General features: G+C 36.0%; 19 protein-coding genes, 28 tRNA genes and 3 rRNA genes. 47 read left to right on the plus strand and 3 right to left on the minus strand.

All coding sequences use genetic code 11. The annotated features are described in order from the left end of the window. Positions 1-30: 30 nt before the first annotated feature. Positions 31-1,125: an FUSC family protein gene (locus FNL83_RS04775; RefSeq protein WP_002489695.1), complete on the minus strand. Its 1,095-nt coding sequence runs from the start codon at positions 1,123-1,125 to the stop codon at positions 31-33. A gap of 306 nt (positions 1,126-1,431) precedes the next feature. Further along, complete coding sequence (locus FNL83_RS04780) at positions 1,432-2,721, minus strand: glutamate-1-semialdehyde 2,1-aminomutase (protein ID WP_001830429.1); 1,290 nt, start codon at positions 2,719-2,721, stop codon at positions 1,432-1,434. Between the two features lie 80 nt (positions 2,722-2,801). On the opposite strand from FNL83_RS04780, the gene bcp reads away from it, so the two are divergent. The 45 genes from bcp (at position 2,802) to fumC (ending at position 23,359) form a co-directional block, all read left to right on the plus strand. Further along, positions 2,802-3,260, plus strand: coding sequence for a thioredoxin-dependent thiol peroxidase (bcp, locus tag FNL83_RS04785; RefSeq protein ID WP_142191175.1), 459 nt, complete (start codon positions 2,802-2,804; stop codon positions 3,258-3,260). A 2-nt stretch (positions 3,261-3,262) separates the two neighbouring features. Next, the gene (locus FNL83_RS04790) at positions 3,263-4,213 is read left to right on the plus strand and encodes a phosphoglycerate dehydrogenase (RefSeq protein ID WP_002457099.1); all 951 of its coding nucleotides are present in this window, start codon (positions 3,263-3,265) and stop codon (positions 4,211-4,213) included. 95 nt (positions 4,214-4,308) lie between these two features. Then, positions 4,309-4,761: a peroxide-responsive transcriptional repressor PerR gene (gene perR / locus FNL83_RS04795; RefSeq protein ID WP_001830391.1), complete on the plus strand. Its 453-nt coding sequence runs from the start codon at positions 4,309-4,311 to the stop codon at positions 4,759-4,761. 651 nt (positions 4,762-5,412) lie between these two features. Further along, positions 5,413-6,963: ribosomal RNA gene (locus tag FNL83_RS04800) — 16S ribosomal RNA — on the plus strand. A 94-nt stretch (positions 6,964-7,057) separates the two neighbouring features. Continuing rightward, positions 7,058-7,134, plus strand: a tRNA-Ile gene (locus tag FNL83_RS04805). A gap of 20 nt (positions 7,135-7,154) precedes the next feature. Then, positions 7,155-7,230: transfer RNA gene (locus FNL83_RS04810), tRNA-Ala, on the plus strand. A 185-nt stretch (positions 7,231-7,415) separates the two neighbouring features. Beyond that, positions 7,416-10,337, plus strand: a 23S ribosomal RNA gene (locus FNL83_RS04815). Positions 10,338-10,407: 70 nt separating this feature from the next. Beyond that, a 5S ribosomal RNA gene (gene rrf / locus FNL83_RS04820) occupies positions 10,408-10,522 on the plus strand. The 16S, 23S and 5S rRNA genes sit together here with 28 tRNA genes alongside, the layout of an rRNA operon. A gap of 10 nt (positions 10,523-10,532) precedes the next feature. Then, positions 10,533-10,608, plus strand: a tRNA-Val gene (locus tag FNL83_RS04825). Positions 10,609-10,614: 6 nt separating this feature from the next. After that, positions 10,615-10,690, plus strand: a tRNA-Thr gene (locus FNL83_RS04830). A 6-nt stretch (positions 10,691-10,696) separates the two neighbouring features. Further along, positions 10,697-10,772, plus strand: a tRNA-Lys gene (locus tag FNL83_RS04835). Between the two features lie 8 nt (positions 10,773-10,780). Then, positions 10,781-10,863, plus strand: a tRNA-Leu gene (locus FNL83_RS04840). Between the two features lie 3 nt (positions 10,864-10,866). Beyond that, a tRNA-Gly gene (locus tag FNL83_RS04845) sits at positions 10,867-10,941 on the plus strand. 11 nt (positions 10,942-10,952) lie between these two features. Continuing rightward, a tRNA-Leu gene (locus FNL83_RS04850) sits at positions 10,953-11,041 on the plus strand. A gap of 12 nt (positions 11,042-11,053) precedes the next feature. Continuing rightward, positions 11,054-11,127: transfer RNA gene (locus FNL83_RS04855), tRNA-Arg, on the plus strand. A gap of 9 nt (positions 11,128-11,136) precedes the next feature. After that, positions 11,137-11,210, plus strand: a tRNA-Pro gene (locus tag FNL83_RS04860). Between the two features lie 16 nt (positions 11,211-11,226). Continuing rightward, positions 11,227-11,302: transfer RNA gene (locus FNL83_RS04865), tRNA-Ala, on the plus strand. 24 nt (positions 11,303-11,326) lie between these two features. After that, positions 11,327-11,400: transfer RNA gene (locus FNL83_RS04870), tRNA-Met, on the plus strand. A 27-nt stretch (positions 11,401-11,427) separates the two neighbouring features. Then, positions 11,428-11,501, plus strand: a tRNA-Ile gene (locus FNL83_RS04875). A gap of 9 nt (positions 11,502-11,510) precedes the next feature. Continuing rightward, positions 11,511-11,600: transfer RNA gene (locus FNL83_RS04880), tRNA-Ser, on the plus strand. A 7-nt stretch (positions 11,601-11,607) separates the two neighbouring features. Next, positions 11,608-11,683 (plus strand) — tRNA-Asp (locus FNL83_RS04885). 37 nt (positions 11,684-11,720) lie between these two features. Beyond that, positions 11,721-11,813 (plus strand) — tRNA-Ser (locus FNL83_RS04890). 11 nt (positions 11,814-11,824) lie between these two features. Further along, positions 11,825-11,898, plus strand: a tRNA-Met gene (locus FNL83_RS04895). Positions 11,899-12,002: 104 nt separating this feature from the next. Next, positions 12,003-12,075, plus strand: a tRNA-Phe gene (locus FNL83_RS04900). Positions 12,076-12,083: 8 nt separating this feature from the next. Next, positions 12,084-12,159: transfer RNA gene (locus tag FNL83_RS04905), tRNA-Thr, on the plus strand. Between the two features lie 4 nt (positions 12,160-12,163). Then, positions 12,164-12,247 (plus strand) — tRNA-Tyr (locus FNL83_RS04910). Between the two features lie 8 nt (positions 12,248-12,255). Further along, positions 12,256-12,329: transfer RNA gene (locus FNL83_RS04915), tRNA-Trp, on the plus strand. Positions 12,330-12,331: 2 nt separating this feature from the next. Continuing rightward, positions 12,332-12,404, plus strand: a tRNA-His gene (locus tag FNL83_RS04920). A gap of 11 nt (positions 12,405-12,415) precedes the next feature. Then, positions 12,416-12,487 (plus strand) — tRNA-Gln (locus FNL83_RS04925). A gap of 5 nt (positions 12,488-12,492) precedes the next feature. Continuing rightward, positions 12,493-12,566, plus strand: a tRNA-Cys gene (locus FNL83_RS04930). A 9-nt stretch (positions 12,567-12,575) separates the two neighbouring features. Further along, positions 12,576-12,650 (plus strand) — tRNA-Gly (locus FNL83_RS12045). Positions 12,651-12,664: 14 nt separating this feature from the next. Beyond that, positions 12,665-12,739 (plus strand) — tRNA-Gly (locus FNL83_RS04935). 11 nt (positions 12,740-12,750) lie between these two features. Next, a tRNA-Gly gene (locus tag FNL83_RS12050) sits at positions 12,751-12,825 on the plus strand. Positions 12,826-12,865: 40 nt separating this feature from the next. Beyond that, positions 12,866-12,949, plus strand: a tRNA-Leu gene (locus FNL83_RS04940). 317 nt (positions 12,950-13,266) lie between these two features. Further along, positions 13,267-14,115: a trypsin-like serine peptidase gene (locus FNL83_RS04945; protein ID WP_001829860.1), complete on the plus strand. Its 849-nt coding sequence runs from the start codon at positions 13,267-13,269 to the stop codon at positions 14,113-14,115. Between the two features lie 225 nt (positions 14,116-14,340). Next, positions 14,341-15,399 carry a PTS sugar transporter subunit IIC gene (locus tag FNL83_RS04950; protein WP_002456347.1) on the plus strand — a complete coding sequence of 353 codons (1,059 nt, stop codon included), beginning with the start codon at positions 14,341-14,343 and terminating at the stop codon, positions 15,397-15,399. Positions 15,400-15,676: 277 nt separating this feature from the next. Further along, positions 15,677-17,095, plus strand: coding sequence for an ABC transporter substrate-binding protein/permease (locus FNL83_RS04955; RefSeq protein WP_002456348.1), 1,419 nt, complete (start codon positions 15,677-15,679; stop codon positions 17,093-17,095). Further along, a complete protein-coding gene (locus FNL83_RS04960) occupies positions 17,088-17,810 on the plus strand; it encodes an amino acid ABC transporter ATP-binding protein (protein ID WP_001829838.1) in 723 nt (240 codons plus the stop codon). The genes FNL83_RS04955 and FNL83_RS04960 overlap by 8 nt, the downstream gene beginning before the upstream one ends. A 514-nt stretch (positions 17,811-18,324) precedes the next feature. Then, a complete protein-coding gene (locus tag FNL83_RS12055) occupies positions 18,325-18,462 on the plus strand; it encodes a hypothetical protein (RefSeq protein ID WP_064783702.1) in 138 nt (45 codons plus the stop codon). Positions 18,463-18,671: 209 nt separating this feature from the next. Further along, on the plus strand, positions 18,672-19,802 hold the full coding sequence (queG, locus tag FNL83_RS04965) for a tRNA epoxyqueuosine(34) reductase QueG (protein WP_001829814.1): 1,131 nt from the start codon (positions 18,672-18,674) through the stop codon (positions 19,800-19,802). After that, positions 19,799-20,269: a tRNA (uridine(34)/cytosine(34)/5-carboxymethylaminomethyluridine(34)-2'-O)-methyltransferase TrmL gene (gene trmL, locus FNL83_RS04970; RefSeq protein ID WP_001829836.1), complete on the plus strand. Its 471-nt coding sequence runs from the start codon at positions 19,799-19,801 to the stop codon at positions 20,267-20,269. Before queG ends, trmL begins: the two co-directional genes overlap by 4 nt. A gap of 157 nt (positions 20,270-20,426) precedes the next feature. Further along, the gene (locus FNL83_RS04975) at positions 20,427-21,026 is read left to right on the plus strand and encodes a 6-phosphogluconolactonase (RefSeq protein WP_002456349.1); all 600 of its coding nucleotides are present in this window, start codon (positions 20,427-20,429) and stop codon (positions 21,024-21,026) included. 23 nt (positions 21,027-21,049) lie between these two features. Then, positions 21,050-21,229: an SAS053 family DNA gyrase inhibitor gene (locus FNL83_RS04980; RefSeq protein ID WP_002468490.1), complete on the plus strand. Its 180-nt coding sequence runs from the start codon at positions 21,050-21,052 to the stop codon at positions 21,227-21,229. A 155-nt stretch (positions 21,230-21,384) separates the two neighbouring features. After that, on the plus strand, positions 21,385-21,789 hold the full coding sequence (locus FNL83_RS04985; protein WP_001829818.1) for a hypothetical protein: 405 nt from the start codon (positions 21,385-21,387) through the stop codon (positions 21,787-21,789). 184 nt (positions 21,790-21,973) lie between these two features. Further along, on the plus strand, positions 21,974-23,359 hold the full coding sequence (gene fumC / locus FNL83_RS04990; protein WP_001829862.1) for a class II fumarate hydratase: 1,386 nt from the start codon (positions 21,974-21,976) through the stop codon (positions 23,357-23,359). A gap of 360 nt (positions 23,360-23,719) precedes the next feature. Here the strand turns inward: fumC and FNL83_RS04995 are convergent, their stop codons facing one another. Next, a complete protein-coding gene (locus FNL83_RS04995) occupies positions 23,720-24,544 on the minus strand; it encodes an RluA family pseudouridine synthase (RefSeq protein ID WP_001829804.1) in 825 nt (274 codons plus the stop codon). Positions 24,545-24,702: 158 nt separating this feature from the next. Here FNL83_RS04995 and FNL83_RS05000 point away from each other — a divergent pair, with 158 nt between their 5' ends. Together FNL83_RS05000 and FNL83_RS05005 are read left to right on the plus strand one after the other, a co-directional pair. Beyond that, a complete protein-coding gene (locus FNL83_RS05000) occupies positions 24,703-25,836 on the plus strand; it encodes a GAF domain-containing sensor histidine kinase (protein ID WP_001829819.1) in 1,134 nt (377 codons plus the stop codon). Continuing rightward, entirely contained in the window at positions 25,829-26,452 is a 624-nt protein-coding gene (locus FNL83_RS05005; RefSeq protein ID WP_001829810.1) for a response regulator, read from the plus strand. The genes FNL83_RS05000 and FNL83_RS05005 overlap by 8 nt, the downstream gene beginning before the upstream one ends. The last annotated feature ends 91 nt before the right edge of the window (positions 26,453-26,543 follow it).

Below are 26,543 nucleotides of genomic sequence, written 5' to 3' on the forward strand. Positions count from 1 at the left end.
AATCCAATAAAATTCTGATTTACCGTTTTATTATAAGTCAAAGTCCTCATCTGAAATGTCTATATCAGTATCAGAACGGTGATAGGTAAAGAAACTTAAACGGATTCTATCTAAGTGTTCAAGTTGATATCTGTATTCTTCAATTTCAGCAATAATTTGCATCATATTGCTATAAGAATATTGCGTCTGATGTGGGTTTTTAATTAATTCTTGCTGAAAAGCATCCATCAAGTTTTTCTTCTGAGGATTGTCAACTTCATAATCTAATTGAGTGACATCATATCTAGCTTTTTTTGATAGACTCTTAAATATTTGTTCATGTAAAGTAACTAATGAATCAAGTTCTAATTTGATTTGTAAAAGTAATTGATTATTTAGTTGATATAAATCATTTTGATATCGTGACATTCGTTTTAGCACTTCATATGCTTGTCTGGTCGTTCTAACTACTTCTCTAAATAGTATTTTTTTTCTATTCTGTTGATAAATATGTTTTTTTGTTAATGGTCTTTCTTCATTGTAATAGTCGAAAATCTTTTCTAATTTATTGATGCGTGAGTTTAGTTGATCACCATCCTGTTTAATATTATGAAATTCTGATGTGTCATTGAGTACAAGTTTAAACCAAACAAATATATCAGAAGAAATATTCATAGAATTATAATAAATTTTTGTTTCAAACTTAGGAGGTAAAAAAATTAGATTGACAACAGAAGAACTCAATACACCAATCATCACTAGTACAAATCTAAAAAATGCGACAACATAGAAAGAACCAGTGTGTTGCCCCATAATTATAAGTGCAGTTACGCTTGCAAGTGTTGCTACATGGGCAAGATTAAATTGGAACAAAATTGCAATGAGTAAAATAACGGTAACGCCCATGATAATGAAATTATTACTGAATATCGTTACCATTGTTACTGCAAGTAATGCACCAATCACATTACCAATAGCTTGTTCAGAAACAGTTTTGATTGAGCGATAAACACTCGGTTGCATGGCAACTACTGCACTGACACCTGCTAACGTTTTTAGACCAATATTATCAGGAAGTAAAGAAGCGATAGACATAGCTAAGATAATGGCTATACCAGTTTTGAAAATCCGAGCTCCAAGTCTCAAATTAAATGCTCCTTTTAATTATTTTGAGTAAAAATAATACTCTCATTCATTATTGTTATACACCCCTGAACTTAAATAATCAAGTTTATCTATACGCAATTTGGTTTTTAGATGCAAAATGTTAAGAAATTAAGCAAATAGTTTTATTTTGTACTTTAAAAGCTATTAAATTTTATGAACTATAATAAATTTTGCTTTGGAAAAGTGAAAACGTAAATTTCCATTAAATTTTCAACAGTTAATCCATAATTGAACATAAAAAGAACTTGAACACATAGTTAATGTGTCAAGTTCTCATACTGTAGGTTATTTCATTTTACTAAATGCATAATCAGCTGCTTCTAGTGTGCGATCGATATCTTCTTCAGTATGTTCTGTAGTTAAGAACCATGCTTCAAATTTAGAAGGCGCGAGATTAATGCCTTGGTTCAACATTAATTTAAAGAATTGAGCGAAAGCATCTCCATCAGAGTTTTCAACTTGTTCATAATGTGTAACTTTTTCATTTGTGAAATACAATGTCAGTGAGCCATAGATTCGATTTATTGTTGCTGTAATATGATGCTTATCTATTAATTTTTGTAACCCTTCTTCAAGACGACGACCTAATTGATCAAGTTTATCATAAACACCTTCTTGTTCAAGTACCTCTAATAAAGCAATACCTGCTCTCATAGATAACGGGTTACCGGCCATTGTTCCTGCTTGATAAGCTGGACCTAATGGTGCAACGTGCTCCATAATATCTTGTCGACCACCATAGCCTCCAATTGGTAAACCACCGCCAACAATCTTACCAAAAGCAGTGAGGTCTGGTTTAACACCTAATAAATCTTGAGCTGCACCATAATGGAAACGAAAAGCAGTGATAACTTCATCATAGATAACTAATGTTCCATTATCATGAGAAATTTTATTTACTTCTTCTAAGAAACCTGGTTGTGGCATGACCATCCCAAAATTACCCACAATCGGCTCTACTAATACTGCAGCAATGTCGTCTTTCCAATAATCAATAGCTTCTCTATATGATTCTATATCATTAAACGGTACTGTAATAACCTCTTGTGCAACACTTTGGGGGACACCAGCAGAATCTGGAGAACCAAGTTGAGAAGGTCCACTTCCAGCTGCCACTAAAACTAAATCAGAATGACCATGATAAGAGCCTGCAAACTTAATGATTTTGTTTCTTTTAGTATAAGCACGAGCAACTCTAATTGTTGTCATAACTGCTTCAGTACCAGAGTTCACGAAACGAATCTTTTCTAAAGAAGGAACTGCTTCTCTAAGTTTTTTTGAGAAATTTATTTCTAATTCAGTAGGGGTACCATAAAGTACGCCTTTTGCTGCTTGATCTTGGATAGCTTCGGTGATATGTGGGTGTGCATGACCAGTTATTATTGGACCATAAGCTTGTAGATAGTCGATATATTTATTACCATCTACATCATATAAGTAAGCGCCATGACCTTCTTTCATTACTACTGGTGCCCCACCACCTACTGCTTTATACGACCTTGAAGGTGAATTCACACCTCCCAAAATATATTCATTAGAAAGTTGCTGAAGACGTTCGCTTTCAGTAAATTTCATATCTATCAACCTCTTTTTATTTAATATTTTCAATTAATATCGTATCATAAAATCAACACATTTAAGAAATAGGTGAGTATATGATTAGTAAAGGTGAACAATTTCCCTCTTTTTCTTTAGAAAATCAAGATGGCAATTTTATTTCAAATGAAACAATTAAAGGTCGTAAAACGATTCTTTATTTTTATCCAAGAGATAATACACCAACGTGTACTACTGAAGCTTGTGAATTTAGAGATCACATTGAAGATTTTAATCAACTTGATGTAGATATATATGGCATAAGCGCAGATTCTAAAAAGAAACATCAAAATTTTATAAAAAAACACCAATTGAATTTTGACTTATTCGTAGATAAAGATTATCAACTTGCTAATAAAGTTGGGGTTTACCAATTGAAAAAATCATTTGGCAAGGAGAATATGGGGATTGTAAGAACAACATTTATTCTCGATGAAAATGGTAACATTATTGATGTGATTGAAAAGGTAAAGGTAAAAACACAAATTGAAACAATAAAAAATATTCTGGAGGGTTAATTTTGAAAATTGTTAGCTTAAATAGATTAAATGAAATAGAAAATGAATTAAGAAAACAATTTCCAAACGAAGAATTTAAATTTTATGACAAAGCTATAAATATCCCTATTAATGATAGAAAAACTATGGACATTTTAATAGGTTATGATGGCAAAATAGATCGTACCTTTATTGAACATTGTATCAACCTTAAATGGATTGGATGGTTTGCAACAGGTGTAAATAATTTACCGTTAAATTATATTAAAGAGCGAGATATCATTCTAACAAATGGTAAAGGTATACAAGCTAAACAAGTGTCTGAATATATAATGACATTCATTTTGCATGATTATAAAAAGATGAAAACTTCCTATAGAAATCAATTAGAAAAAAATTATGACTCCAGAATTACTGGTAAAAGATTAAACGAAGAGACTTTATTATTCTTGGGAACTGGTGCGATTGCACAAAGGGCTGCTTATTTAGCCAAAGCTTTTGGAATGAAAGTAATAGGGGTTAGTAAGTCAGGAAAAAATGTTGAACAATTTGATGAAGTTTATACAATTGAAGAGTTAGATGATGTTATTGAAAAGGCAAATATTATTGTTAATGCATTACCTGAAACAGAAGAAACAATTTACTTATTAAAAAGAAAAGATTTCATACAAATGGACAATAATGCCTTATTTATAAATGTAGGAAGAGGAACAATTGTTGATGAGGAAGTGCTCATCAATGTACTCAAAGATCGATTAATCAGACATGCTTATTTAGATGTTTTTGAAAAAGAACCACTTAGTAAGGACAATCCTTTATATGATTTAGATAATGTGACCATAACTGCTCATATTACAGGTAATGATTCTAATAATAATAGAGAAGCTACGGACATTTTCAAAAAGAATCTTGAGCATTTTCTCAATAATTATGATGTAATTGAGAATAAAGTAGACTTAGATTATGGTTACTAATTGAAAACAGCAAGTATTTATTGACATTTATTTATAGCAACAGTTATATTAATATTAAGTAATAATAATTATTATTTAGAAAGATGGTGAAATAAGTGAGTGCGGAACTTGAATCTATTGATCATGAACTTGAAGAGTCAATTGCTTCATTAAGAAAAGCGGGCGTTCGCATTACACCCCAAAGACAAGCAATTATGCGTTATCTTATATCTTCACATTCACATCCAACAGCAGATGAAATATATCAAGCACTTTCACCTAAATTTCCTAATATAAGTGTTGCTACTATCTATAATAATCTAAGAGTTTTTAAAGATATTGGTATAGTCAAAGAGTTAACATATGGTGATTCATCTAGTAGGTTTGATTTTAATACACATAATCACTACCATATTATATGTGAAAAATGTGGTAAAATCGTTGACTTCCATTATCCACAATTAGATGAAGTAGAGCAATTAGCTCAACATGTAACAGATTTTGATGTTACTCATCATCGGATGGAAATATATGGAGTATGTAAAGAATGTAAAGAAGAAGGAAATTGAAGAAAGTAAGGTCGTAGAATAGAAGCAAAATAAAAATTTAGTCATTATTGATACTCTTATGAAGTTTTATTGAGATAAAGTAATGATGAAATAGTATGACTGTTTAGCAATTTCATATAAATAATCGTATATAAGTAGTAGGGGCTGTAATAATTTGTACAGCCTCTTTCTTTTTACATATGACTTCGTTTTGCAGATGTACAAAACGAAAGTATTTACACTATATAAATATAATGTACTATATGTAGATATATATTCACTCATTAAGTAAATTTTAACTTAAAAAATCGATAATAAATATTGACGTTACGTTTATATCTTGATACTATATAAAAGTCGTCAAAAGCAGATTAATTAATTGAAAAGAAAAAGTTAAGAACTTTAAAATTTAGTTAATAAAGTGTAATTTTGACTATTGAAATTAAAATCATTACATTATAAAATGTTATTTGTTGAATTAATTAAGAAATGACAAGAAATGAAATACAAATTAATTCTTGACTTAATAAATTCTGTTTGTTACAATAATGTATTGTAAGTGTTAAAGAACATTGAAAACTGAATGACAATATGTCAACGTTAATTCCAATAAACAGTAACGAAACGTTACAAACTATTTAGTATTTATGAGCTAATCAAACATCATAATTTTTTATGGAGAGTTTGATCCTGGCTCAGGATGAACGCTGGCGGCGTGCCTAATACATGCAAGTCGAGCGAACAGATGAGGAGCTTGCTCCTCTGACGTTAGCGGCGGACGGGTGAGTAACACGTGGATAACCTACCTATAAGACTGGGATAACTTCGGGAAACCGGAGCTAATACCGGATAATATATTGAACCGCATGGTTCAATAGTGAAAGACGGTTTTGCTGTCACTTATAGATGGATCCGCGCCGCATTAGCTAGTTGGTAAGGTAACGGCTTACCAAGGCAACGATGCGTAGCCGACCTGAGAGGGTGATCGGCCACACTGGAACTGAGACACGGTCCAGACTCCTACGGGAGGCAGCAGTAGGGAATCTTCCGCAATGGGCGAAAGCCTGACGGAGCAACGCCGCGTGAGTGATGAAGGTCTTCGGATCGTAAAACTCTGTTATTAGGGAAGAACAAATGTGTAAGTAACTATGCACGTCTTGACGGTACCTAATCAGAAAGCCACGGCTAACTACGTGCCAGCAGCCGCGGTAATACGTAGGTGGCAAGCGTTATCCGGAATTATTGGGCGTAAAGCGCGCGTAGGCGGTTTTTTAAGTCTGATGTGAAAGCCCACGGCTCAACCGTGGAGGGTCATTGGAAACTGGAAAACTTGAGTGCAGAAGAGGAAAGTGGAATTCCATGTGTAGCGGTGAAATGCGCAGAGATATGGAGGAACACCAGTGGCGAAGGCGACTTTCTGGTCTGTAACTGACGCTGATGTGCGAAAGCGTGGGGATCAAACAGGATTAGATACCCTGGTAGTCCACGCCGTAAACGATGAGTGCTAAGTGTTAGGGGGTTTCCGCCCCTTAGTGCTGCAGCTAACGCATTAAGCACTCCGCCTGGGGAGTACGACCGCAAGGTTGAAACTCAAAGGAATTGACGGGGACCCGCACAAGCGGTGGAGCATGTGGTTTAATTCGAAGCAACGCGAAGAACCTTACCAAATCTTGACATCCTCTGACCCCTCTAGAGATAGAGTTTTCCCCTTCGGGGGACAGAGTGACAGGTGGTGCATGGTTGTCGTCAGCTCGTGTCGTGAGATGTTGGGTTAAGTCCCGCAACGAGCGCAACCCTTAAGCTTAGTTGCCATCATTAAGTTGGGCACTCTAAGTTGACTGCCGGTGACAAACCGGAGGAAGGTGGGGATGACGTCAAATCATCATGCCCCTTATGATTTGGGCTACACACGTGCTACAATGGACAATACAAAGGGTAGCGAAACCGCGAGGTCAAGCAAATCCCATAAAGTTGTTCTCAGTTCGGATTGTAGTCTGCAACTCGACTATATGAAGCTGGAATCGCTAGTAATCGTAGATCAGCATGCTACGGTGAATACGTTCCCGGGTCTTGTACACACCGCCCGTCACACCACGAGAGTTTGTAACACCCGAAGCCGGTGGAGTAACCATTTGGAGCTAGCCGTCGAAGGTGGGACAAATGATTGGGGTGAAGTCGTAACAAGGTAGCCGTATCGGAAGGTGCGGCTGGATCACCTCCTTTCTAAGGATATATTCGGAACATCTTCTACGAAGATGAGGGATGACGTGACATATTGTATTCAGTTTTGAATGTTTATTAGCATTCAAGTTTTAATGGGCCTATAGCTCAGCTGGTTAGAGCGCACGCCTGATAAGCGTGAGGTCGGTGGTTCGAGTCCACTTAGGCCCACCATTCAATAATTTAAAACCTTAGGGGGCTTAGCTCAGCTGGGAGAGCGCCTGCTTTGCACGCAGGAGGTCAGCGGTTCGATCCCGCTAGTCTCCACCATTATATTTTGTACATTGAAAACTGGATAAGTAAGTAAGATTTTACCAAGCAAAACCGAGTGAATAGAGTTTTAAATAAGCTTGAATTCATAAATAATCGCTAGTGTTCGAAAGAACACTCACAAGATTAATAACTAGTTTTAGCTATTTATTTTGAATAACAATTCAAAATATGGTGGAAACATAGATTAAGTTATTAAGGGCGCACGGTGGATGCCTTGGCACTAGAAGCCGATGAAGGACGTTACTAACGACGATATGCTTTGGGTAGCTGTAAGTAAGCGTTGATCCAGAGATTTCCGAATGGGGGAACCCAACATGAGTTATGTCATGTTATCGACATGTGAATTCATAGCATGTCAGAAGGCAGACCCGGAGAACTGAAACATCTTAGTACCCGGAGGAAGAGAAAGAAAAATCGATTCCCTGAGTAGCGGCGAGCGAAACGGGAAGAGCCCAAACCAACAAGCTTGCTTGTTGGGGTTGTAGGACACTCTATACGGAGTTACAAAAGAACATGTTAGACGAATCATCTGGAAAGATGAATCAAAGAAGGTAATAATCCTGTAGTCGAAAACATATTCTCTCTTGAGTGGATCCTGAGTACGACGGAGCACGTGAAATTCCGTCGGAATCTGGGAGGACCATCTCCTAAGGCTAAATACTCTCTAGTGACCGATAGTGAACCAGTACCGTGAGGGAAAGGTGAAAAGTACCCCGGAAGGGGAGTGAAAGAGAACTTGAAACCGTGTGCTTACAAGTAGTCAGAGCCCGTTAATGGGTGATGGCGTGCCTTTTGTAGAATGAACCGGCGAGTTACGATCTGATGCAAGGTTAAGCAGCAAATGTGGAGCCGCAGCGAAAGCGAGTCTGAATAGGGCGTTGAGTATTTGGTCGTAGACCCGAAACCAGGTGATCTACCCTTGGTCAGGTTGAAGTTCAGGTAACACTGAATGGAGGACCGAACCGACTTACGTTGAAAAGTGAGCGGATGAACTGAGGGTAGCGGAGAAATTCCAATCGAACTTGGAGATAGCTGGTTCTCTCCGAAATAGCTTTAGGGCTAGCCTCAAGTGATGATTATTGGAGGTAGAGCACTGTTTGGACGAGGGGCCCCTCTCGGGTTACCGAATTCAGACAAACTCCGAATGCCAATTAATTTAACTTGGGAGTCAGAACATGGGTGATAAGGTCCGTGTTCGAAAGGGAAACAGCCCAGACCACCAGCTAAGGTCCCAAAATATATGTTAAGTGGAAAAGGATGTGGCGTTGCCCAGACAACTAGGATGTTGGCTTAGAAGCAGCCATCATTTAAAGAGTGCGTAATAGCTCACTAGTCGAGTGACACTGCGCCGAAAATGTACCGGGGCTAAACATATTACCGAAGCTGTGGATTGTCCTTTGGACAATGGTAGGAGAGCGTTCTAAGGGCGTCGAAGCATGATCGCAAGGACATGTGGAGCGCTTAGAAGTGAGAATGCCGGTGTGAGTAGCGAAAGACGGGTGAGAATCCCGTCCACCGATTGACTAAGGTTTCCAGAGGAAGGCTCGTCCGCTCTGGGTTAGTCGGGTCCTAAGCTGAGGCCGACAGGCGTAGGCGATGGATAACAGGTTGATATTCCTGTACCACCTAGTATCGTTTTAATCGATGGGGGGACGCAGTAGGATAGGCGAAGCGTGCTGTTGGAGTGCACGTCCAAGCAGTAAGGCTGAGTGTTAGGCAAATCCGGCACTCATAAGGCTGAGCTGTGATGGGGAGAGGAAATTGTTTCCTCGAGTCGTTGATTTCACACTGCCGAGAAAAGCCTCTAGATAGATAACAGGTGCCCGTACCGCAAACCGACACAGGTAGTCAAGATGAGAATTCTAAGGTGAGCGAGCGAACTCTCGTTAAGGAACTCGGCAAAATGACCCCGTAACTTCGGGAGAAGGGGTGCTCTTTAGGGTTCACGCCCAGAAGAGCCGCAGTGAATAGGCCCAAGCGACTGTTTATCAAAAACACAGGTCTCTGCTAAACCGTAAGGTGATGTATAGGGGCTGACGCCTGCCCGGTGCTGGAAGGTTAAGAGGAGTGGTTAGCTTCTGCGAAGCTACGAATCGAAGCCCCAGTAAACGGCGGCCGTAACTATAACGGTCCTAAGGTAGCGAAATTCCTTGTCGGGTAAGTTCCGACCCGCACGAAAGGCGTAACGATTTGGGCACTGTCTCAACGAGAGACTCGGTGAAATCATAGTACCTGTGAAGATGCAGGTTACCCGCGACAGGACGGAAAGACCCCGTGGAGCTTTACTGTAGCCTGATATTGAAATTCGGCACAGCTTGTACAGGATAGGTAGGAGCCTTTGAAACGTGAGCGCTAGCTTACGTGGAGGCGTTGGTGGGATACTACCCTAGCTGTGTTGGCTTTCTAACCCGCACCACTTATCGTGGTGGGAGACAGTGTCAGGCGGGCAGTTTGACTGGGGCGGTCGCCTCCTAAAAGGTAACGGAGGCGCTCAAAGGTTCCCTCAGAATGGTTGGAAATCATTCATAGAGTGTAAAGGCATAAGGGAGCTTGACTGCGAGACCTACAAGTCGAGCAGGGTCGAAAGACGGACTTAGTGATCCGGTGGTTCCGCATGGAAGGGCCATCGCTCAACGGATAAAAGCTACCCCGGGGATAACAGGCTTATCTCCCCCAAGAGTTCACATCGACGGGGAGGTTTGGCACCTCGATGTCGGCTCATCGCATCCTGGGGCTGTAGTCGGTCCCAAGGGTTGGGCTGTTCGCCCATTAAAGCGGTACGCGAGCTGGGTTCAGAACGTCGTGAGACAGTTCGGTCCCTATCCGTCGTGGGCGTAGGAAATTTGAGAGGAGCTGTCCTTAGTACGAGAGGACCGGGATGGACATACCTCTGGTGTACCAGTTGTCGTGCCAACGGCATAGCTGGGTAGCTATGTATGGACGGGATAAGTGCTGAAAGCATCTAAGCATGAAGCCCCCCTCAAGATGAGATTTCCCAACTTCGGTTATAAGATCCCTCGAAGATGACGAGGTTAATAGGTTCGAGGTGGAAGCGTGGTGACACGTGGAGCTGACGAATACTAATCGATCGAAGACTTAATCAATTTTTAAAAAACGTTTTGCGACGCAAAATCTTACTTACTATCTAGTTTTGAATGTATAATCATTCATTTGTCTGGTGACAATGGCAAGGAGGTCACACCTGTTCCCATGCCGAACACAGAAGTTAAGCTCCTTAGCGCCGATGGTAGTCGGACTGACGTTCCGCTAGAGTAGGACGTTGCCAGGCAAAATATCTTGGAGAATTAGCTCAGTTGGGAGAGCATCTGCCTTACAAGCAGAGGGTCGGCGGTTCGAACCCGTCATTCTCCACCATTTATAGCCGGCCTAGCTCAACTGGTAGAGCAACTGACTTGTAATCAGTAGGTTGGGGGTTCAAGTCCTCTGGCCGGCACCATCTTTTGAGCCATTAGCTCAGTTGGTAGAGCATCTGACTTTTAATCAGAGGGTCAGAGGTTCGAATCCTCTATGGCTCACCATTTAAATAGCGGGTGTGGCGGAATTGGCAGACGCACTAGACTTAGGATCTAGCGCCTTTACGGCGTGGGGGTTCGACTCCCTTCACCCGCATTCGCGGAAGTAGTTCAGTGGTAGAACACCACCTTGCCAAGGTGGGGGTCGCGGGTTCGAATCCCGTCTTCCGCTCCATTAATGATATTGCCGGGGTGGCGGAACTGGCAGACGCACAGGACTTAAAATCCTGCGGTGAGAGATCACCGTACCGGTTCGATTCCGGTCCTCGGCACCATCTTTAATATTTGCGCCCGTAGCTCAACTGGATAGAGCGTTTGACTACGGATCAAGAGGTTATGGGTTCGACTCCTATCGGGCGCGCTTATTTTACGGGAAGTAGCTCAGCTTGGTAGAGCACTTGGTTTGGGACCAAGGGGTCGTAGGTTCGAATCCTGTCTTCCCGATAGTAAAATAAATTTTGGGGGCTTAGCTCAGCTGGGAGAGCGCCTGCTTTGCACGCAGGAGGTCAGCGGTTCGATCCCGCTAGTCTCCACCAATATTAATTTACAAACTACATAACGGCGGTGTAGCTCAGCTGGCTAGAGCGTACGGTTCATACCCGTGAGGTCGGGGGTTCGATCCCCTCCACCGCCACTACTATTAGTTGTATAATTATATTCAGGACCTTTAGCTCAGTTGGTTAGAGCTAACGGCTCATAACCGTTCGGTCGCAGGTTCGAGTCCTGCAAGGTCCATATAATTTTGGAGGAATACCCAAGTCCGGCTGAAGGGATCGGTCTTGAAAACCGACAGGAGCTTAACGGCTCGCGGGGGTTCGAATCCCTCTTCCTCCGTTTTAATGGTCCCGTAGTGTAGCGGTTAACACGCCTGCCTGTCACGCAGGAGATCGCGGGTTCGATTCCCGTCGGGACCGCCATTTATTAAATTTTAATAGTTATTTACCTATAATTTGTGGAGGAATACCCAAGTCCGGCTGAAGGGATCGGTCTTGAAAACCGACAGGGCCTTAACGGGCCGCGGGGGTTCGAATCCCTCTTCCTCCGCCATTAATTATTAGCGCGGGATGGAGCAGTTCGGTAGCTCGTCGGGCTCATAACCCGAAGGTCGGTGGTTCAAATCCGCCTCCCGCAATATTATTGATATGGGTTTCGTGATGAAACAGTTGATATGCATATTGTTTTTTAGAACATACATGACTCAGTTTTCAAAGAGGTGTCATTACGATTTCTTATTTTGGTTCAGTAGCTCAGTTGGTAGAGCAATGGATTGAAGCTCCATGTGTCGGCAGTTCGATTCTGTCCTGAACCATACCTATAGCCGGCCTAGCTCAATTGGTAGAGCAACTGACTTGTAATCAGTAGGTTGGGGGTTCAAGTCCTCTGGCCGGCACCATTTTGGAGGGGTAGCGAAGTGGCTAAACGCGGCGGACTGTAAATCCGCTCCTTCGGGTTCGGCAGTTCGAATCTGCCCCCCTCCACCATCTTATATAGGGGCATAGTTCAACGGTAGAATAGAGGTCTCCAAAACCTTTGATGTGGGTTCGATTCCTACTGCCCCTGCCATGGCGGTTGTGGCGAAGTGGTTAACGCATCGGATTGTGGTTCCGACACTCGAGGGTTCGATTCCCTTCAACCGCCCTTTATATTAATGGGCTATAGCCAAGCGGTAAGGCAACGGACTTTGACTCCGTCATGCGCTGGTTCGAATCCAGCTAGCCCAGTTATTGGCGGCATAGCCAAGTGGTAAGGCAGAGGTCTGCAAAACCTTTATCACCGGTTCAAATCCGGTTGCCGCCTCCAGGTTATTATGCGGGAGTAGTTCAACTCTTAGAACACATTCCTTCCCGGAATGAGATATAGGTGTAAATCCTATCTTCCGCTCCAAATTTTAATATTATGCGGGAGTAGTTCAACTCTCAGAACACATTCCTTCCCGGAATGAGATATAGGTGCAAATCCTATCTTCCGCTCCAATTTTAAATATGCGGGAGTAGTTCAACTCTCAGAACACATTCCTTCCCGGAATGAGATATAGGTGTAAATCCTATCTTCCGCTCCATTATTCACTTCCATTGGGAAGTTTTTTGTTTATATATTGAGCCGGTGTGGCGGAATTGGCAGACGCGCGGGACTCAAAATCCCGTTCCTTTATTGGAGTGTCGGTTCGATCCCGACCACCGGTATACATTTATATTTTTAGAGTGAAACCATTGTAAATTTAATGTTTTCACTCTTTTTTTATTTATTTGAGCGCTAATTGTTATTTATCATTTGATAGTCTCAAAAATTTTATTAATGAGTAAGTTACTAATAATTGTGTCCAAATTCTTATAAAAAATATTTTAAAAAATAAATATAATATTTAATATAATGTAAACAGATAGGGTTTTTATTTTAACATTTAGGCATTTAATCACATATTTTATCAGTTTATATATATAATTTAATTGTAACAGCTGTTATTAAAAAAATAAATTTTATAATTTTTGGAGGTTATCATATGAAAAAGAGATTTTTATCTATATGTACAATGACAATTGCAGCGTTAGCAACTACTACAATGGTAAATACTTCTTATGCAAAAACCGATACAGAAAGCCATAATCATTCCTCACTTGGCACAGAAAACAAAAATGTTTTAGATATTAATAGTTCGAGTCATAATATCAAACCAAGTCAAAATAAAAGTTACCCAAGTGTAATATTACCTAATAATAATAGACATCAAATTTTTAATACTACACAAGGTCATTATGATGCTGTTAGTTTTATTTATATACCAATAGATGGTGGATATATGAGTGGTTCAGGTGTTGTTGTAGGTGAAAATGAAATATTAACTAATAAACACGTTGTTAATGGAGCTAAGGGTAATCCAAGAAATATTAGTGTCCATCCTTCAGCTAAAAATGAAAATGATTATCCTAATGGCAAATTTGTGGGTCAAGAAATCATACCGTATCCTGGTAATAGTGATTTAGCAATCTTAAGAGTGTCACCAAACGAACATAATCAACATATTGGTCAAGTAGTTAAACCTGCAACTATAAGTAGCAATACAGACACTAGAATTAATGAAAACATCACTGTTACTGGTTACCCTGGTGACAAACCATTAGCCACAATGTGGGAAAGTGTAGGTAAAGTTGTCTATATTGGTGGCGAGGAATTAAGATATGACCTAAGTACTGTAGGTGGAAACTCTGGATCTCCAGTATTTAATGGTAAAAATCAAGTTATTGGAATACATTATGGTGGCGTAGATAATAAATACAATAGCAGTGTTTATATTAATGATTTCGTTCAACAATTCCTAAGAAACAATATACCTGATATAAATATTCAGTAATTAAATTTAGTTTTTATAAAATATATATAACATATGCGTCCAAGGTTAAATATATAATTTAACCTTGGATGTTTTTTTATCAAATAAGTAAATGCTAAATATTATCCCTATTAAGTATAAATGCTCAAATTTCTTTAATTATTGACATGAAATTTGATATTAAATGATTGTTTATATTTCGTTTCTATAATACGATTAATTTAATGTTTTAAATGGAGGTTTAACATGAGTCATTCGCAAATAAATGGAAAGCGATTTTTTAACAACATTTTGAATGCAGTAGGAGCAGGGGTAGTTATTGCACTGTTACCTAATGCCTTATTAGGTGAATTATTAAAATTCTTCAAAGAAGGTAATCATGTACTAGAAACGATTTTTCAGCTAGTAACAATCATACAATCTTTTATGGCTTTTATTATAGGGGTTCTTGCTGCGCACCAATTTAAATTTAAAGGTACAGGTGCTGCAATTATTGGTATTTCAGCAATGCTAGGTTCTGGAGCTGTACACTATAATGGACAAACAATTGAATTAAAAGGAATTGGAGATATTATAAATGTAATTTTAGTAGTTATATTAGCGTGTTTCATTTATATGTTTTTAGAGGGGAAATTAGGTTCCTTAGAAATGATTATTTTACCCGTTTTAGTTCCTGTAATTAGTGGATTAATAGGGTTATTAACATTACCTTACGTTCAAGTTATTACGCAGTCACTAGGAAAATTAGTAAACAGGTTTACAGAATTAAATCCATTATTAATGTCTATATTAATTTGTGTAACATTTTCTTTATTAATGGTAACTCCAATCTCGTTAGTTGCTATAGCAACAGCAATTAACCTTACTGGTTTAGGAAGTGGTGCTGCAAATATGGGAATAGTTGCAGCTTGTGTAACCTTTTTATTTGGATCTTTAAGAGTTAATTCTCTTGGAGTTAACGTGGTATTACTCATAGGTGCTGCTAAAATGATGATTCCTGTGTACTTAAAGCATTTAATTATAGCCATACCATTGACAATTAATGGAGTCATATGTGGTATAATTGCTTATATTTTAAAAATTAAAGGGACTGCACTATCTGCTGGCTTTGGTTATACTGGATTGGTTGGTCCCATCAATGCATTAAACCGTATGTCGGGAAATCCATCTATGAATATTATTTTATTAATTATTGGATATTTCGTGATACCATTTGCAGGTGCCTTTATTGTACACAAAATTTGTAAAAAAGTATTAAGTACATACAGTGATGAAATATATAAATTTGAAATCTCAAAAGATTAATTTTAATTATTATATTAGGAATCAGTATATGATATGTAACAAACTCTTTACTTTTTTTAAGGTAAAAGTTGAAATTTGAATAACTTAATGAATATATTTATTAAGTTTAGATAGTATAAAAATACCCGAGACATTCAATGTCTCGGGTATTTTTTTATACTATATCTGAAAATCTAATTGCGCGAATATGTGTATTTATGTATAATAATGTATAATTATTAAAAAGGGGGTCAAAACAATGAAGTGTTTGTTCAAAATGCTATCAATCATAATAATAATGTTAAGTACTTTCACCTTATTCATCAGTCCGAGTACATATGCAAATGAAGATGAAAATTGGACTAAAATAAAAAATCGAGGAGAACTAAGAGTTGGATTGTCAGCTGATTATGCACCTTTAGAATTTGAAAAGACGATACATGGTAAAACTGAATATGCGGGTGTAGATATAGAATTAGCTAAAAAGATTGCGAAAGATAATCATCTAAAGCTAAAAATTGTAAACATGCAATTTGATAGCTTATTAGGTGCACTTAAGACCGGTAAAATCGATATTATTATCTCCGGTATGACAACAACTCCCGAACGAAAAAAAGAAGTGGATTTTACAAAACCTTACATGATTACAAATAATGTGATGATGATTAAAAAAGATGATGCAAAACGTTATCAAAACATCAAAGATTTTGAAGGCAAAAAAATTGCTGCGCAAAAAGGGACAGATCAAGAAAAAATTGCACAAACTGAGATTGAAGATAGTAAAATTTCTTCACTCAATAGATTACCTGAAGCTATATTATCTTTAAAAAGTGGAAAAGTAGCAGGTGTAGTTGTTGAAAAACCAGTAGGTGAGGCATATTTAAAACAAAATTCAGAACTAACATTTTCAAAGATTAAATTTAATGAAGAAAAGAAACAAACATGTATAGCTGTTCCTAAGAACTCTCCTGTACTTTTAGATAAGCTAAATCAAACGATTGATAATGTAAAAGAAAAAAATTTAATTGATCAATACATGACAAAAGCAGCCGAAGATATGCAAGATGATGGAAATTTTATTTCTAAATATGGCAGTTTTTTCATTAAAGGAATTAAAAATACTATTTTGATTTCATTAGTAGGTGTGGTATTGGGGTCTATTTTAGGCTCTTTTATAGCTTTATTAAAAATAAGTAAAATTAGACCATTACAATGGATAGCAAGTATATACATAGAATTTTTAAGAGGTACTCCTATGCTTGTGCAAGTGTTTATTGTATTTTTTGGGACTACTGCAGCTTTGGGGTTAGATATTTCAGCTTTAATTTGTGGTACTATTGCGCTTGTTATAAATTCTTCAGCCTACATTGCCGAGATTATTAGAGCTGGTATTAATGCTGTAGATAAAGGACAAACTGAAGCTGCTAGAAGTTTAGGATTGAATTATAGACAGACTATGCAATCAGTAGTTATGCCACAGGCAATTAAGAAAATTTTACCTGCATTAGGTAATGAATTTGTAACCTTGATTAAAGAATCGTCTATAGTTTCCACAATTGGAGTGAGTGAAATCATGTTTAATGCACAAGTTGTACAAGGGATATCTTTTGATCCTTTCACACCATTGTTAGTTGCAGCATTACTATATTTCTTACTTACATTTGCACTTACACGTGTTATGAATTTTATTGAAGGGAGAATGAGTGCCAGTGATTAATATTAAAAATTTAAATAAAAAATTTGGAGCAAATGAAGTATTGAGAGATATTAATCTTACTGTTGAAAAGGGTGAAGTGGTTGCAATAATTGGACCATCTGGAAGTGGTAAAAGCACTTTACTCCGTTGTATGAATTTGTTAGATGTACCTTCAAAAGGTAAAGTTATATTTGAAGATAATGAATTAACTCAACATAATGTTCATTTAGATAATTTACGACAAAAAATGGGTATGGTATTTCAAAATTTTAATTTATTTCCTCATAAAAAGGTCATTGAAAATGTAATGTTGGCACCACTTTTATTACATAAAGATAGTAAAGATCAATTAAAAGAGAAAGCTTTATATTTACTTGAAAAAGTGGGGCTTAAAGACAAAGCAGATTCATATCCTAATCAACTGTCTGGAGGTCAAAAACAAAGAGTTGCTATTGCAAGAGCTTTGGCAATGGAACCTGATGTTATGTTATTTGATGAACCAACATCTGCACTTGATCCTGAAGTAGTAGGGGATGTTTTAAAAGTAATGAGACAATTAGCGAATGAAGGTATGACAATGGTGATTGTCACGCATGAGATGAACTTTGCTAAAGAAATAAGTGATAAAGTAGTATTTATGGCCGATGGTGTTGTGGTTGAATCTGGTACACCACAAAACATATTTGAAAATCCTCAGCACAGTCGAACTGAAAATTTTTTATCACGAGTGTTATAAAATTTATGTTTTCGAATGATAAAAGTCAAAGTTTACTATACTGAGTTAACGAATTTGTTATAGTGACATCATTTTAAACTTTTAAAAGAGAATTAGTATATCATGAAAATACTTATAGAAGTTTGGAAACAAATTGTTGTCTTAAGTTTAAAATGGTAAATAGGGTCAAAGTTATCTAAAACATGGATTTTTAAATATAAATATCGATTCGCTACAAAATTTGTAAAGAGGCTGGGACATAATTCCTAGCAAAAAAGTCAGTAATAGGTTTACATAAATCCATTTACTGGCATCTTTATTTACAATACTTCGTATTGTTGGCTCGCTTTCTTAGGGGACAGCTTCAGCCTGTAGTCTTCAGCTTGTCCTGTTCCCTCAAGAGTCTCGCCAAAATACTTTGTATTCATATGTAATTTTACATTAAAATACTTTTAAAAATTAAGGCCCTTTCGTATAATTTAATAAATACCAATAAACAAAATTAACGAGGTGCCTTATGTATAAAGACTATAACATGACTCAACATACTCTACTAATGGAAACTTCAGCTCTTATCCCCGCGAATGATATTTCACGACATGTAAATGATATTGCAGAAACAATTCCCGATACTGAATTCGATGAATTCAGACATTATCGTTGCTTAATATAATAAAGTAAAAGCTCAACGAGCTGAAAATAATAAAAAAATTTAAAAAAGACAATTTCTATATTATTTCAATAGAAATTGTCTTTATTTACTTATCGTGGACTTTTTTGTCCCAACTTCTATATTTTTTTATCATCACAATATTATGCCAACTCTGATACATAATCTTATGTTAGAATAGCATATGTAATTTTAAAAAGGTGGCAAAGCTAATGAACAATAAACTAAAAAAAGAAATTATAGACTTTGCTCATTCTATAGGCATTGATAGTATTGGATTTACTACTGCAGATCCTTTTGATGAATTGAAACAAAAATTAGAGGAATACCATGCAAAAGGGTATGCATCGGGTTTTGAGGAATCAAATATATCATTACGTACAGAACCTAAACTAAGCTTACCTAGCGCACGTTCTATTATTGCAATAGCTGTGGGTTATCCTAATAAACTTAAAGGTGCACCAAAAAGTGTTAAAGGTGATCGTAGAGGCATGTTTGCAAGAGCATCATGGGGCCAAGATTATCATAGCATTATGCGTAAGAGACTTGATAAATTAGCTGATTTCATCAAAGAAAAAGTACCTGATGTCGAAATCCAATCGATGGTTGATACCGGTGTATTGTCAGATAGAGCAGTAGCAGAAAGAGCTGGATTAGGATTCACGGGTAGGAATGGATTTGTGATTTCTCCTGAATTAGGGACTTGGTCTTACCTAGGTGAAATGTTAGTAAGTATACCGTTTGAACCTGATGATCCTTTATTAGATAGTTGTGGTGACTGCACAATTTGTGTTGATCGCTGTCCAACAGGTGCACTTGTTGGAAATGGTCAGTTAAATAGCCAAAAATGTATTAGTTTTTTAACTCAAACTAAAGGTTATCTTCAAGATGAATATCGATATAAAATTGGAAATAGATTATATGGGTGTGATACATGTCAACAAGTTTGTCCTAAAAATCGTGGTATTAATACTCAGCATGATGATATTGTCTTGGAACCTGAAATTTTGAAACCACGTCTTGTACCTTTACTTCAAATGAGCAACAAGAAATTTAAAAGTACATATGGGCATTTGGCAGGTGCTTGGAGAGGTAAAAAACCAATACAAAGAAATGCTATTATAGCTTTGGCACATTTTAAAGAAGAAAGTGCTATACCAGAACTAAAAGAAGTTGCATTAAATGATCCAAGACCTATGATTAGAGGTACTGCATATTGGGCAATTGGACAAATTTTAGAGGATGATGCTATATCTTTTATTGATGAGCATTATGAAAATGAGATTGAAGAAGTGCAGCTCGAAATGAAAAAAGGTTTGCAAATGAGGAGAGAACAAAAATGACAAATCATATTGTACTATATCAACCAGAAATACCAGCAAATACAGGAAATATTGCACGTACTTGTGCGGGTACTTTAACCCATCTTCATCTAATTAAACCACTCGGCTTTAGTACGGAAGACAAAATGTTAAAACGTGCAGGACTTGATTATTGGGAGCATGTTAATATTACATATCACGATAGTATTGAGGAATTTTTTGCTAATACAGAAGGTCATTACTATTTATTAACAAAATTTGGTAAACAGACCTACAGCGATTTTAATTTTTCTAATACTAATGAGGATTATTATTTTATCTTTGGTAAAGAAACTACTGGTCTTCCTGAATGGGTTAAGGAGAAATATGCAAAAACAGCTTTAAGAATTCCAATGAGTGACAATATACGCTCTCTTAATCTTTCTAATACTGCTGCTTTACTGATTTACGAAGCTTTGAGACAACAAGATTATCCTAACCTTTCATAATTAACGCTAATAGATAAAGTAAATGCAAGATAAACCCAAGAAATGTTATATTAATTGTGAGCCAATAAAAAATAATAGTTTGATAATTAATACAAAGGGTATACTTTAAATTAAATCGACTTAAATAAAAGAGCAAACTTAGAGGAGTGTAGTTAACATGGCAATGAATTTTAAAGTATTTGATAATAGTGAAAAAGTAGCAGAATATACTGCAGATATTCTACGTAAGCAGTTTAATAATAATCCAACTACTATTGCAGGATTTCATTTGAGCAAAGAACATGCACCAGTGTTTGATGAACTTAAGAAAAATGTAGAAAATCATACAGTTGATTTCAGTCAAATAAATATTTTAGATTATGATGATAATCATTCTTATTATGAGGCTTTGGGTGTGCCAACAGGCCAAATTTATTCCATTTCTTACGAAAATGATGCAATTGACTTTATCTCAGATAAGATTAAGACTAAAGAAAATAAAGGCAAACTGACAATGCAAGTCCTTACGATTGATGAAAATGGTAAACTTGACATTAGCGTTCGTCAAGGTTTGATGGAAGCTAGAGAAATTTTCTTAGTTATTACTGGTGCTAATAAACGCGATATGGTAGAAAAACTTTACCGTGAAAATGGTAAGACTAGTTTTGAACCATCGGATTTAAAAGCACACCGTATGGTCAATGTTATCTTAGATAAAGAAGCGGCTGCAGGCTTACCTGAAGACGTAAAAGAGTACTTCACTGCACGTTTTGCATAAAATAAGTTTGTGAGGGATAAATGATGGCGAACAAAAAAGATTCCAAATTAAATTATCATGAAGAAGAAAATGCTATGGTTACCGACTTAGATGATTTAAAAGAATTAGGAAAAGAAATGGAACAGATTTCACAGGAAAATGATGAAGAAAAATTAAATCAATCTCATGATAACGAAGTTCGTTCAGATTTAAAAAAACAGTAAATAGATTTCATAAAAATCCAGTAACTTATCAGTATGTTAAGTTATTGGATTTTTGCATTGTATTATCTTTCACATGATTTGTTGTAAAAATATTCACTCCTTTTGATTGGTTATGATATGATACTTACAGTCATTAACACAAGGAGATTAATTAAATGTTAAGAAAATACTGGATTCACTTTGTCATAGTTACTGTTATAGTGAGTTTGATATCTATAAAAGGTTTTCCACTTGCTTTAGGCGCTTTATACTTGCCACTACTGTTCAAAATTGTACAACTTCAGCTTAATTTATCAAAAGGTCTTATTGATAATGTCAATGTACATACATTTATAAAAAGTAATCAGTCTGGTGTGGTGATCAGTGTGATTTGTTGTCTATTAATAACGGGAGTTTTGACATACACCTTGGATGATTTTTATAATGAATTACCAGGATTTTTAGGTGTTTTAGTAAGTATAAGTCCTGTTACTCTCACTATAGGCGTGATACTATTTGTTTTAACTGCAATTGCTATTGTTCAGGCTACTAAAGCAAAATATCAGCAATCTAAGAATTAAATAAGTAAGAAATAATTTAATATATGAGTCATAAATGAACATGAAAAAAATCATTTAGGACTCATTTTTATTTTAATAGGAAAAATTTTCTTTTAAATGTAAACGGTTTATTTCAACATTGCTCATACAATTTAAATAGTGCTATACTACAATTAAACAAAGAACAATAGGGGGAGCGATATAAATGTCAGTCAGAATTGAACATGATACATTTGGAGAAATTGAAGTACCAGAAGACAAATATTGGGGTGCACAGACTGAAAGAAGTAAACGAAATTTTCCAGTCGGCAAAGAGCATATGCCTATACAAGTCATTTACGGATTTGCTCAACTAAAAAGAGGTGCAGCCTTAGCAAATCATGAATTAGGAAAATTGAGTGATGAAAAAAAGAACGCCATCGTTTATGCTTGTGATCGTATTTTAAATGGAGAACTAGATAATCATTTTCCACTTGTGATTTGGCAAACAGGTAGTGGTACTCAAAGCAATATGAATGTAAATGAAGTCGTAAGCTATGTAGCTAATGAATACCTTAAGAAACATGGAAGTAAGGAAACTATCCATCCAAATGATGATGTAAATAAATCTCAAAGTTCAAATGATACATTTCCTACAGCTATGCATGTCGCATTGTTCCATGAAGTTGAAACTAAGTTAGAGCCAGCACTTAACCATTTACGTCAAACTTTTAAAGAAAAAGAAGACCAATATCAATCAATCATTAAAATTGGACGCACACATTTGCAAGATGCAACGCCTATTAAACTAGGTCAAGAGATAAGTGGTTGGCGCTATATGTTAGAAAAATGTGAGCAATTACTATCAGAATCAAAAAAGCATATTTTAAATTTAGCAATTGGTGGAACTGCAGTAGGAACGGGAATTAATGCTCATCCAGAATTTGGTCATAAAGTAGCCAAATATATTTCCCAAAACACAGGGTATGCTTTCGTATCATCTGAAAACAAATTTCATGCTTTAACTTCTCATGATGAAATTGTACAATTACATGGAACATTAAAAGCGCTAGCGACAGATTTAATGAAAATTGCAAATGATATTAGATGGCTAGCCTCTGGACCGCGTGCAGGTCTTGCTGAGATTTCAATTCCAGAAAATGAACCTGGATCTTCTATTATGCCAGGAAAAGTAAATCCAACACAATGTGAAATGTTAACTATGGTAGCAGTACAAGTCATGGGGAATGATACGACGGTAGGTATCGCAAGTTCTCAAGGTAATTTTGAACTAAATGTATTTAAACCGGTAATTATGCATAACACTTTACAATCTATTTACTTATTAGCAGATGGAATGAATACCTTTAATAAAAACTGTGCAATTGGTATTCAACCGATAGAAGAAAATATTAATAATTATTTAAATCAATCATTAATGCTAGTTACGGCACTGAACCCTCATATTGGATATGAGAAAGCAGCTCAAATAGCTAAAAAGGCACACAAAGAAGGACTTACTTTAAAAGAATCTGCAATAGAAAGTGGATATGTAACTGAATCACAATTTGAAGAGTGGATAAAACCAGAAGATATGGTAGACCCACATTGATTTTCTAGATTATAAAAATTGCATATAAAAACAAAGTATTTTGGCGAGACTCTTGAGGGAACAGGACAAGCTGAAGACTACAAGCTGAAGCTGTCCCCTAAGAAAGCGACCCAACAATACGAATTATTGTAAATAAACAAGCCAGTAAATGAATTTATAAAAAACTCATTTACTGGCTATTTTGCTAGGAATTATGCCCCAGCCTCTATATTAGTAGTTTGGCAATGAGAAAGATGAAATTAGGTGTTATGTTGACTTTTTTAATAAAACATTCTGTCCTATTTCATTAATTAATAGTTAAAATAATATAGTTTTTAATTCGATATTTAACTTAATGTTAATGATAACATCGACATATTGCTATTTATCATCTAGACTTACAGAAATAATTTCTTGAGTCAGTGGATGAGTAAATTCAATTTGATGACTATTTAGCTCTAATTGTCGTAATGTTGAAGTTCCATAAAGTGGATCCCCAATAACTGGATGGCCAATCTCAGCAAGGTGCACACGAATTTGGTGTGTTCGACCTGTATCTAGTTTAATGTCGAGTTGACATACACCTTCTTTAATCATTTTAGAGTTAATAATGTGAGTGATTGCACGTTGACCTGTGTTGGAAATTCTTCGTTTGTTTGAATGAAATTTATCTTTACCAATAGGCATATCTATCGTTTGTGGCTTAATAGGTAACAACGCTTTGACATTTGCTTTATATATACGCGTAATTTCATTATATTCTAACATTCGGTCTAAGATTTTTTTCATAAGCGGATTTTTAGCAACTATCAATAAACCTACTGTTTCTTGATCTAGTCGATGTATGGGCTCAACATATTCACTATCAACAGTGTAAATCACATGGTTCATAAGTGTGTTGCTCTCTTTTAAATCATTGGGATGCGTTTTAACACCTTTTGGTTTCATGACAATGGCCAAGTCATCATCCTCGTAATAAATTTGAGCATATCGATAACTTGGTAAATAATTACTTACTTCATTAGGGGTTGGTATCTCAACATGATCACCAGTTTTAACATTATTTAATAATGTACCGTACTCTTTATTAATTAAAATTTCTTTAGACATATTCAGTTGATGTAAGTCTTTTTTAGGTAATTTTAAATATTGGAAAATCTCTCTCAATGTATAATCGTTAAATTGTTTAGGTATTGTAAATTTCATTTTTTCCTCCTATAAACTCAGTTCTATCATATCATATATTTGCACGACTCTATAACTTGTTTTATTTTGAAAGTTTTAATAACATCGACATTGTGAGTTTTTAAAAACAAAGAATGAGATGTATAATAATGATAAAATGCTAAATTTGAGGGGATAAAATGGAGAAACCAACTAGACTTGCATTACTTAAGGAAATAGCCGAATTTCTAAATGAAGAAACTGAAATATATAGCATGATGCAAGGAGCTTTGCGTTTACTTATAAATGGGAGCGACTTTTCAACTGGTTGGATTTTCTATATTGATGAAGAGGGGCACCATGATTTAGTTTCCTCTGTAGATTTACCTGAAGCTTTATCTAAAAACCATTGTTACTATTTGACAAATGGTTCTTGTTGGTGTGTGCAAGCATATCAAAATCATAAATTAACTAAAGCTTCTAATATAATAAATTGTTCTAGAATCAATTTAGCTAATCATGCTTATGATAAAGAAACGAATCATATTACTCATCATGCTACTGTTCCATTGCAGTCTGGGAGCGAAAGATTCGGTTTGCTTAACGTAGCATCTCCTAACAAAGAACATTATAGTGAAGAAGACTTAGAACTATTAGAATCTGTAGCATTTCAAATTGGTTCAGCTATAAAGAGAATTCAGCTAACTAATAAAGAAAAAGAAAATGCCAAAATTAATGAACGTAATCGACTAGCTAGAGACTTACATGATTCAGTAAATCAAATGTTATTTTCTTTAAAATTAACGGCTCACGCTGCAAAAGGGATAACTACTGACGAGCAAGCGCAAAGAGCTTTTAAGACTATTGAGGAAACAAGTCAAAATGCAGTAAATGAAATGAGAGCACTGATTTGGCAACTAAAACCAGTTGGATTAGAACAAGGCTTAATTCATGCATTACACTATTATAGTAAAATGTTAGGATTAGATTTGAAAGTTACTATTAATGGACTAATAGATTTATCTAATGATATCGAAGAAAATGTATACAGAATTATTCAGGAAGCAATGAATAATGTTATTAAGCACGCTAAAACTAACAAAGTTTATCTTGATTTATCACAAAATGTTGATTATCTTGAGGTAGATATTAGAGATAACGGTCAAGGTTTTGACACGCAATCAATTAATACGTTTTTATTTAATGGTTTAAAAAACATAAAGCAACGTACACAGTATTTGAACGGTAAAGTTACTATAGAATCAAAAATAAATCAGGGCACTCGGATTTATATTAAAATTCCATTGAAGTTAAAGGAGCATCCTTATGCATAAAGTCATTCTCGTCGATGATCACTATATTGTAAGGCAAGGTTTAGAGTTTTTATTATCAACTGTAGATGATTTATCAGTTTTAAAGGGTTTTAAAGATGGCGCAACATTTTTATCTTATTTAAAAAACAATGAAAGACCGGACATCGTGCTTTTAGACTTAGTAATGCCAGAGATGAATGGTATAGAAATTACTGAAATACTCAAACAACAATATCCTGAAATCAAAGTATTAGTACTTACGAGCTATGTAGATGATGAACATGTTATTTCAGCTATTGATAAAGGAGCTGATGGGTATGAAATGAAAGATGTTGAACCTCAAAAGTTAATTGAGACAATTCATAAAGTTTTGCAAGGTGAACGTATCATACATCCTCAAGCTAAAAGCGTGATTAAGGCCGTATCAAAAAAACCGCATTATACGAATAAGTTATCTAAACGTGAAAAAGAAGTGCTTAAGGAAATGGTTAAAGGTAAAACAAATAAAGAAATTGCAAGAGCATTGTTTGTATCAGAAAAGACAGTAAAAACACATGTGAGTCATATTTTTAGCAAACTAGAAGTCTCCGATAGAACTCAAGCCGCTATTTATGCAATGGAAAATAAATTGATTTAAAAATTACATTGATTTTTATGAGTGTAATTGTGTTAAGTTGAGTTTTAGCCAATAGCACTTACAGCAATTAAATTTCTGCTTGTAGATTAAT

It is taken from the genome of Staphylococcus epidermidis, from assembly GCF_006742205.1.
Taxonomy (GTDB): Bacteria; Bacillota; Bacilli; order Staphylococcales; family Staphylococcaceae; genus Staphylococcus; species Staphylococcus epidermidis.

Bases quoted from the DNA above. Each gene is read 5' to 3' on its own strand.
- FNL83_RS04780 (WP_001830429.1), bottom strand. From the start codon at position 2,721: ATGAAATTTACTGAAAGCGAACGTCTTCAGCAACTTTCTAATGAATAT.
- bcp (WP_142191175.1), top strand. From the start codon at position 2,802: ATGATTAGTAAAGGTGAACAATTTCCCTCTTTTTCTTTAGAAAATCAA.
- FNL83_RS04945 (WP_001829860.1), top strand. From the start codon at position 13,267: ATGAAAAAGAGATTTTTATCTATATGTACAATGACAATTGCAGCGTTA.
- FNL83_RS04950 (WP_002456347.1), top strand. From the start codon at position 14,341: ATGAGTCATTCGCAAATAAATGGAAAGCGATTTTTTAACAACATTTTG.
- FNL83_RS04955 (WP_002456348.1), top strand. From the start codon at position 15,677: ATGTTAAGTACTTTCACCTTATTCATCAGTCCGAGTACATATGCAAAT.
- FNL83_RS12055 (WP_064783702.1), top strand. From the start codon at position 18,325: ATGACTCAACATACTCTACTAATGGAAACTTCAGCTCTTATCCCCGCG.
- queG (WP_001829814.1), top strand. From the start codon at position 18,672: ATGAACAATAAACTAAAAAAAGAAATTATAGACTTTGCTCATTCTATA.
- trmL (WP_001829836.1), top strand. From the start codon at position 19,799: ATGACAAATCATATTGTACTATATCAACCAGAAATACCAGCAAATACA.
- FNL83_RS04975 (WP_002456349.1), top strand. From the start codon at position 20,427: ATGGCAATGAATTTTAAAGTATTTGATAATAGTGAAAAAGTAGCAGAA.
- FNL83_RS04980 (WP_002468490.1), top strand. From the start codon at position 21,050: ATGGCGAACAAAAAAGATTCCAAATTAAATTATCATGAAGAAGAAAAT.
- FNL83_RS04985 (WP_001829818.1), top strand. From the start codon at position 21,385: ATGTTAAGAAAATACTGGATTCACTTTGTCATAGTTACTGTTATAGTG.
- fumC (WP_001829862.1), top strand. From the start codon at position 21,974: ATGTCAGTCAGAATTGAACATGATACATTTGGAGAAATTGAAGTACCA.
- FNL83_RS04995 (WP_001829804.1), bottom strand. From the start codon at position 24,544: ATGAAATTTACAATACCTAAACAATTTAACGATTATACATTGAGAGAG.
- FNL83_RS05000 (WP_001829819.1), top strand. From the start codon at position 24,703: ATGGAGAAACCAACTAGACTTGCATTACTTAAGGAAATAGCCGAATTT.
- FNL83_RS05005 (WP_001829810.1), top strand. From the start codon at position 25,829: ATGCATAAAGTCATTCTCGTCGATGATCACTATATTGTAAGGCAAGGT.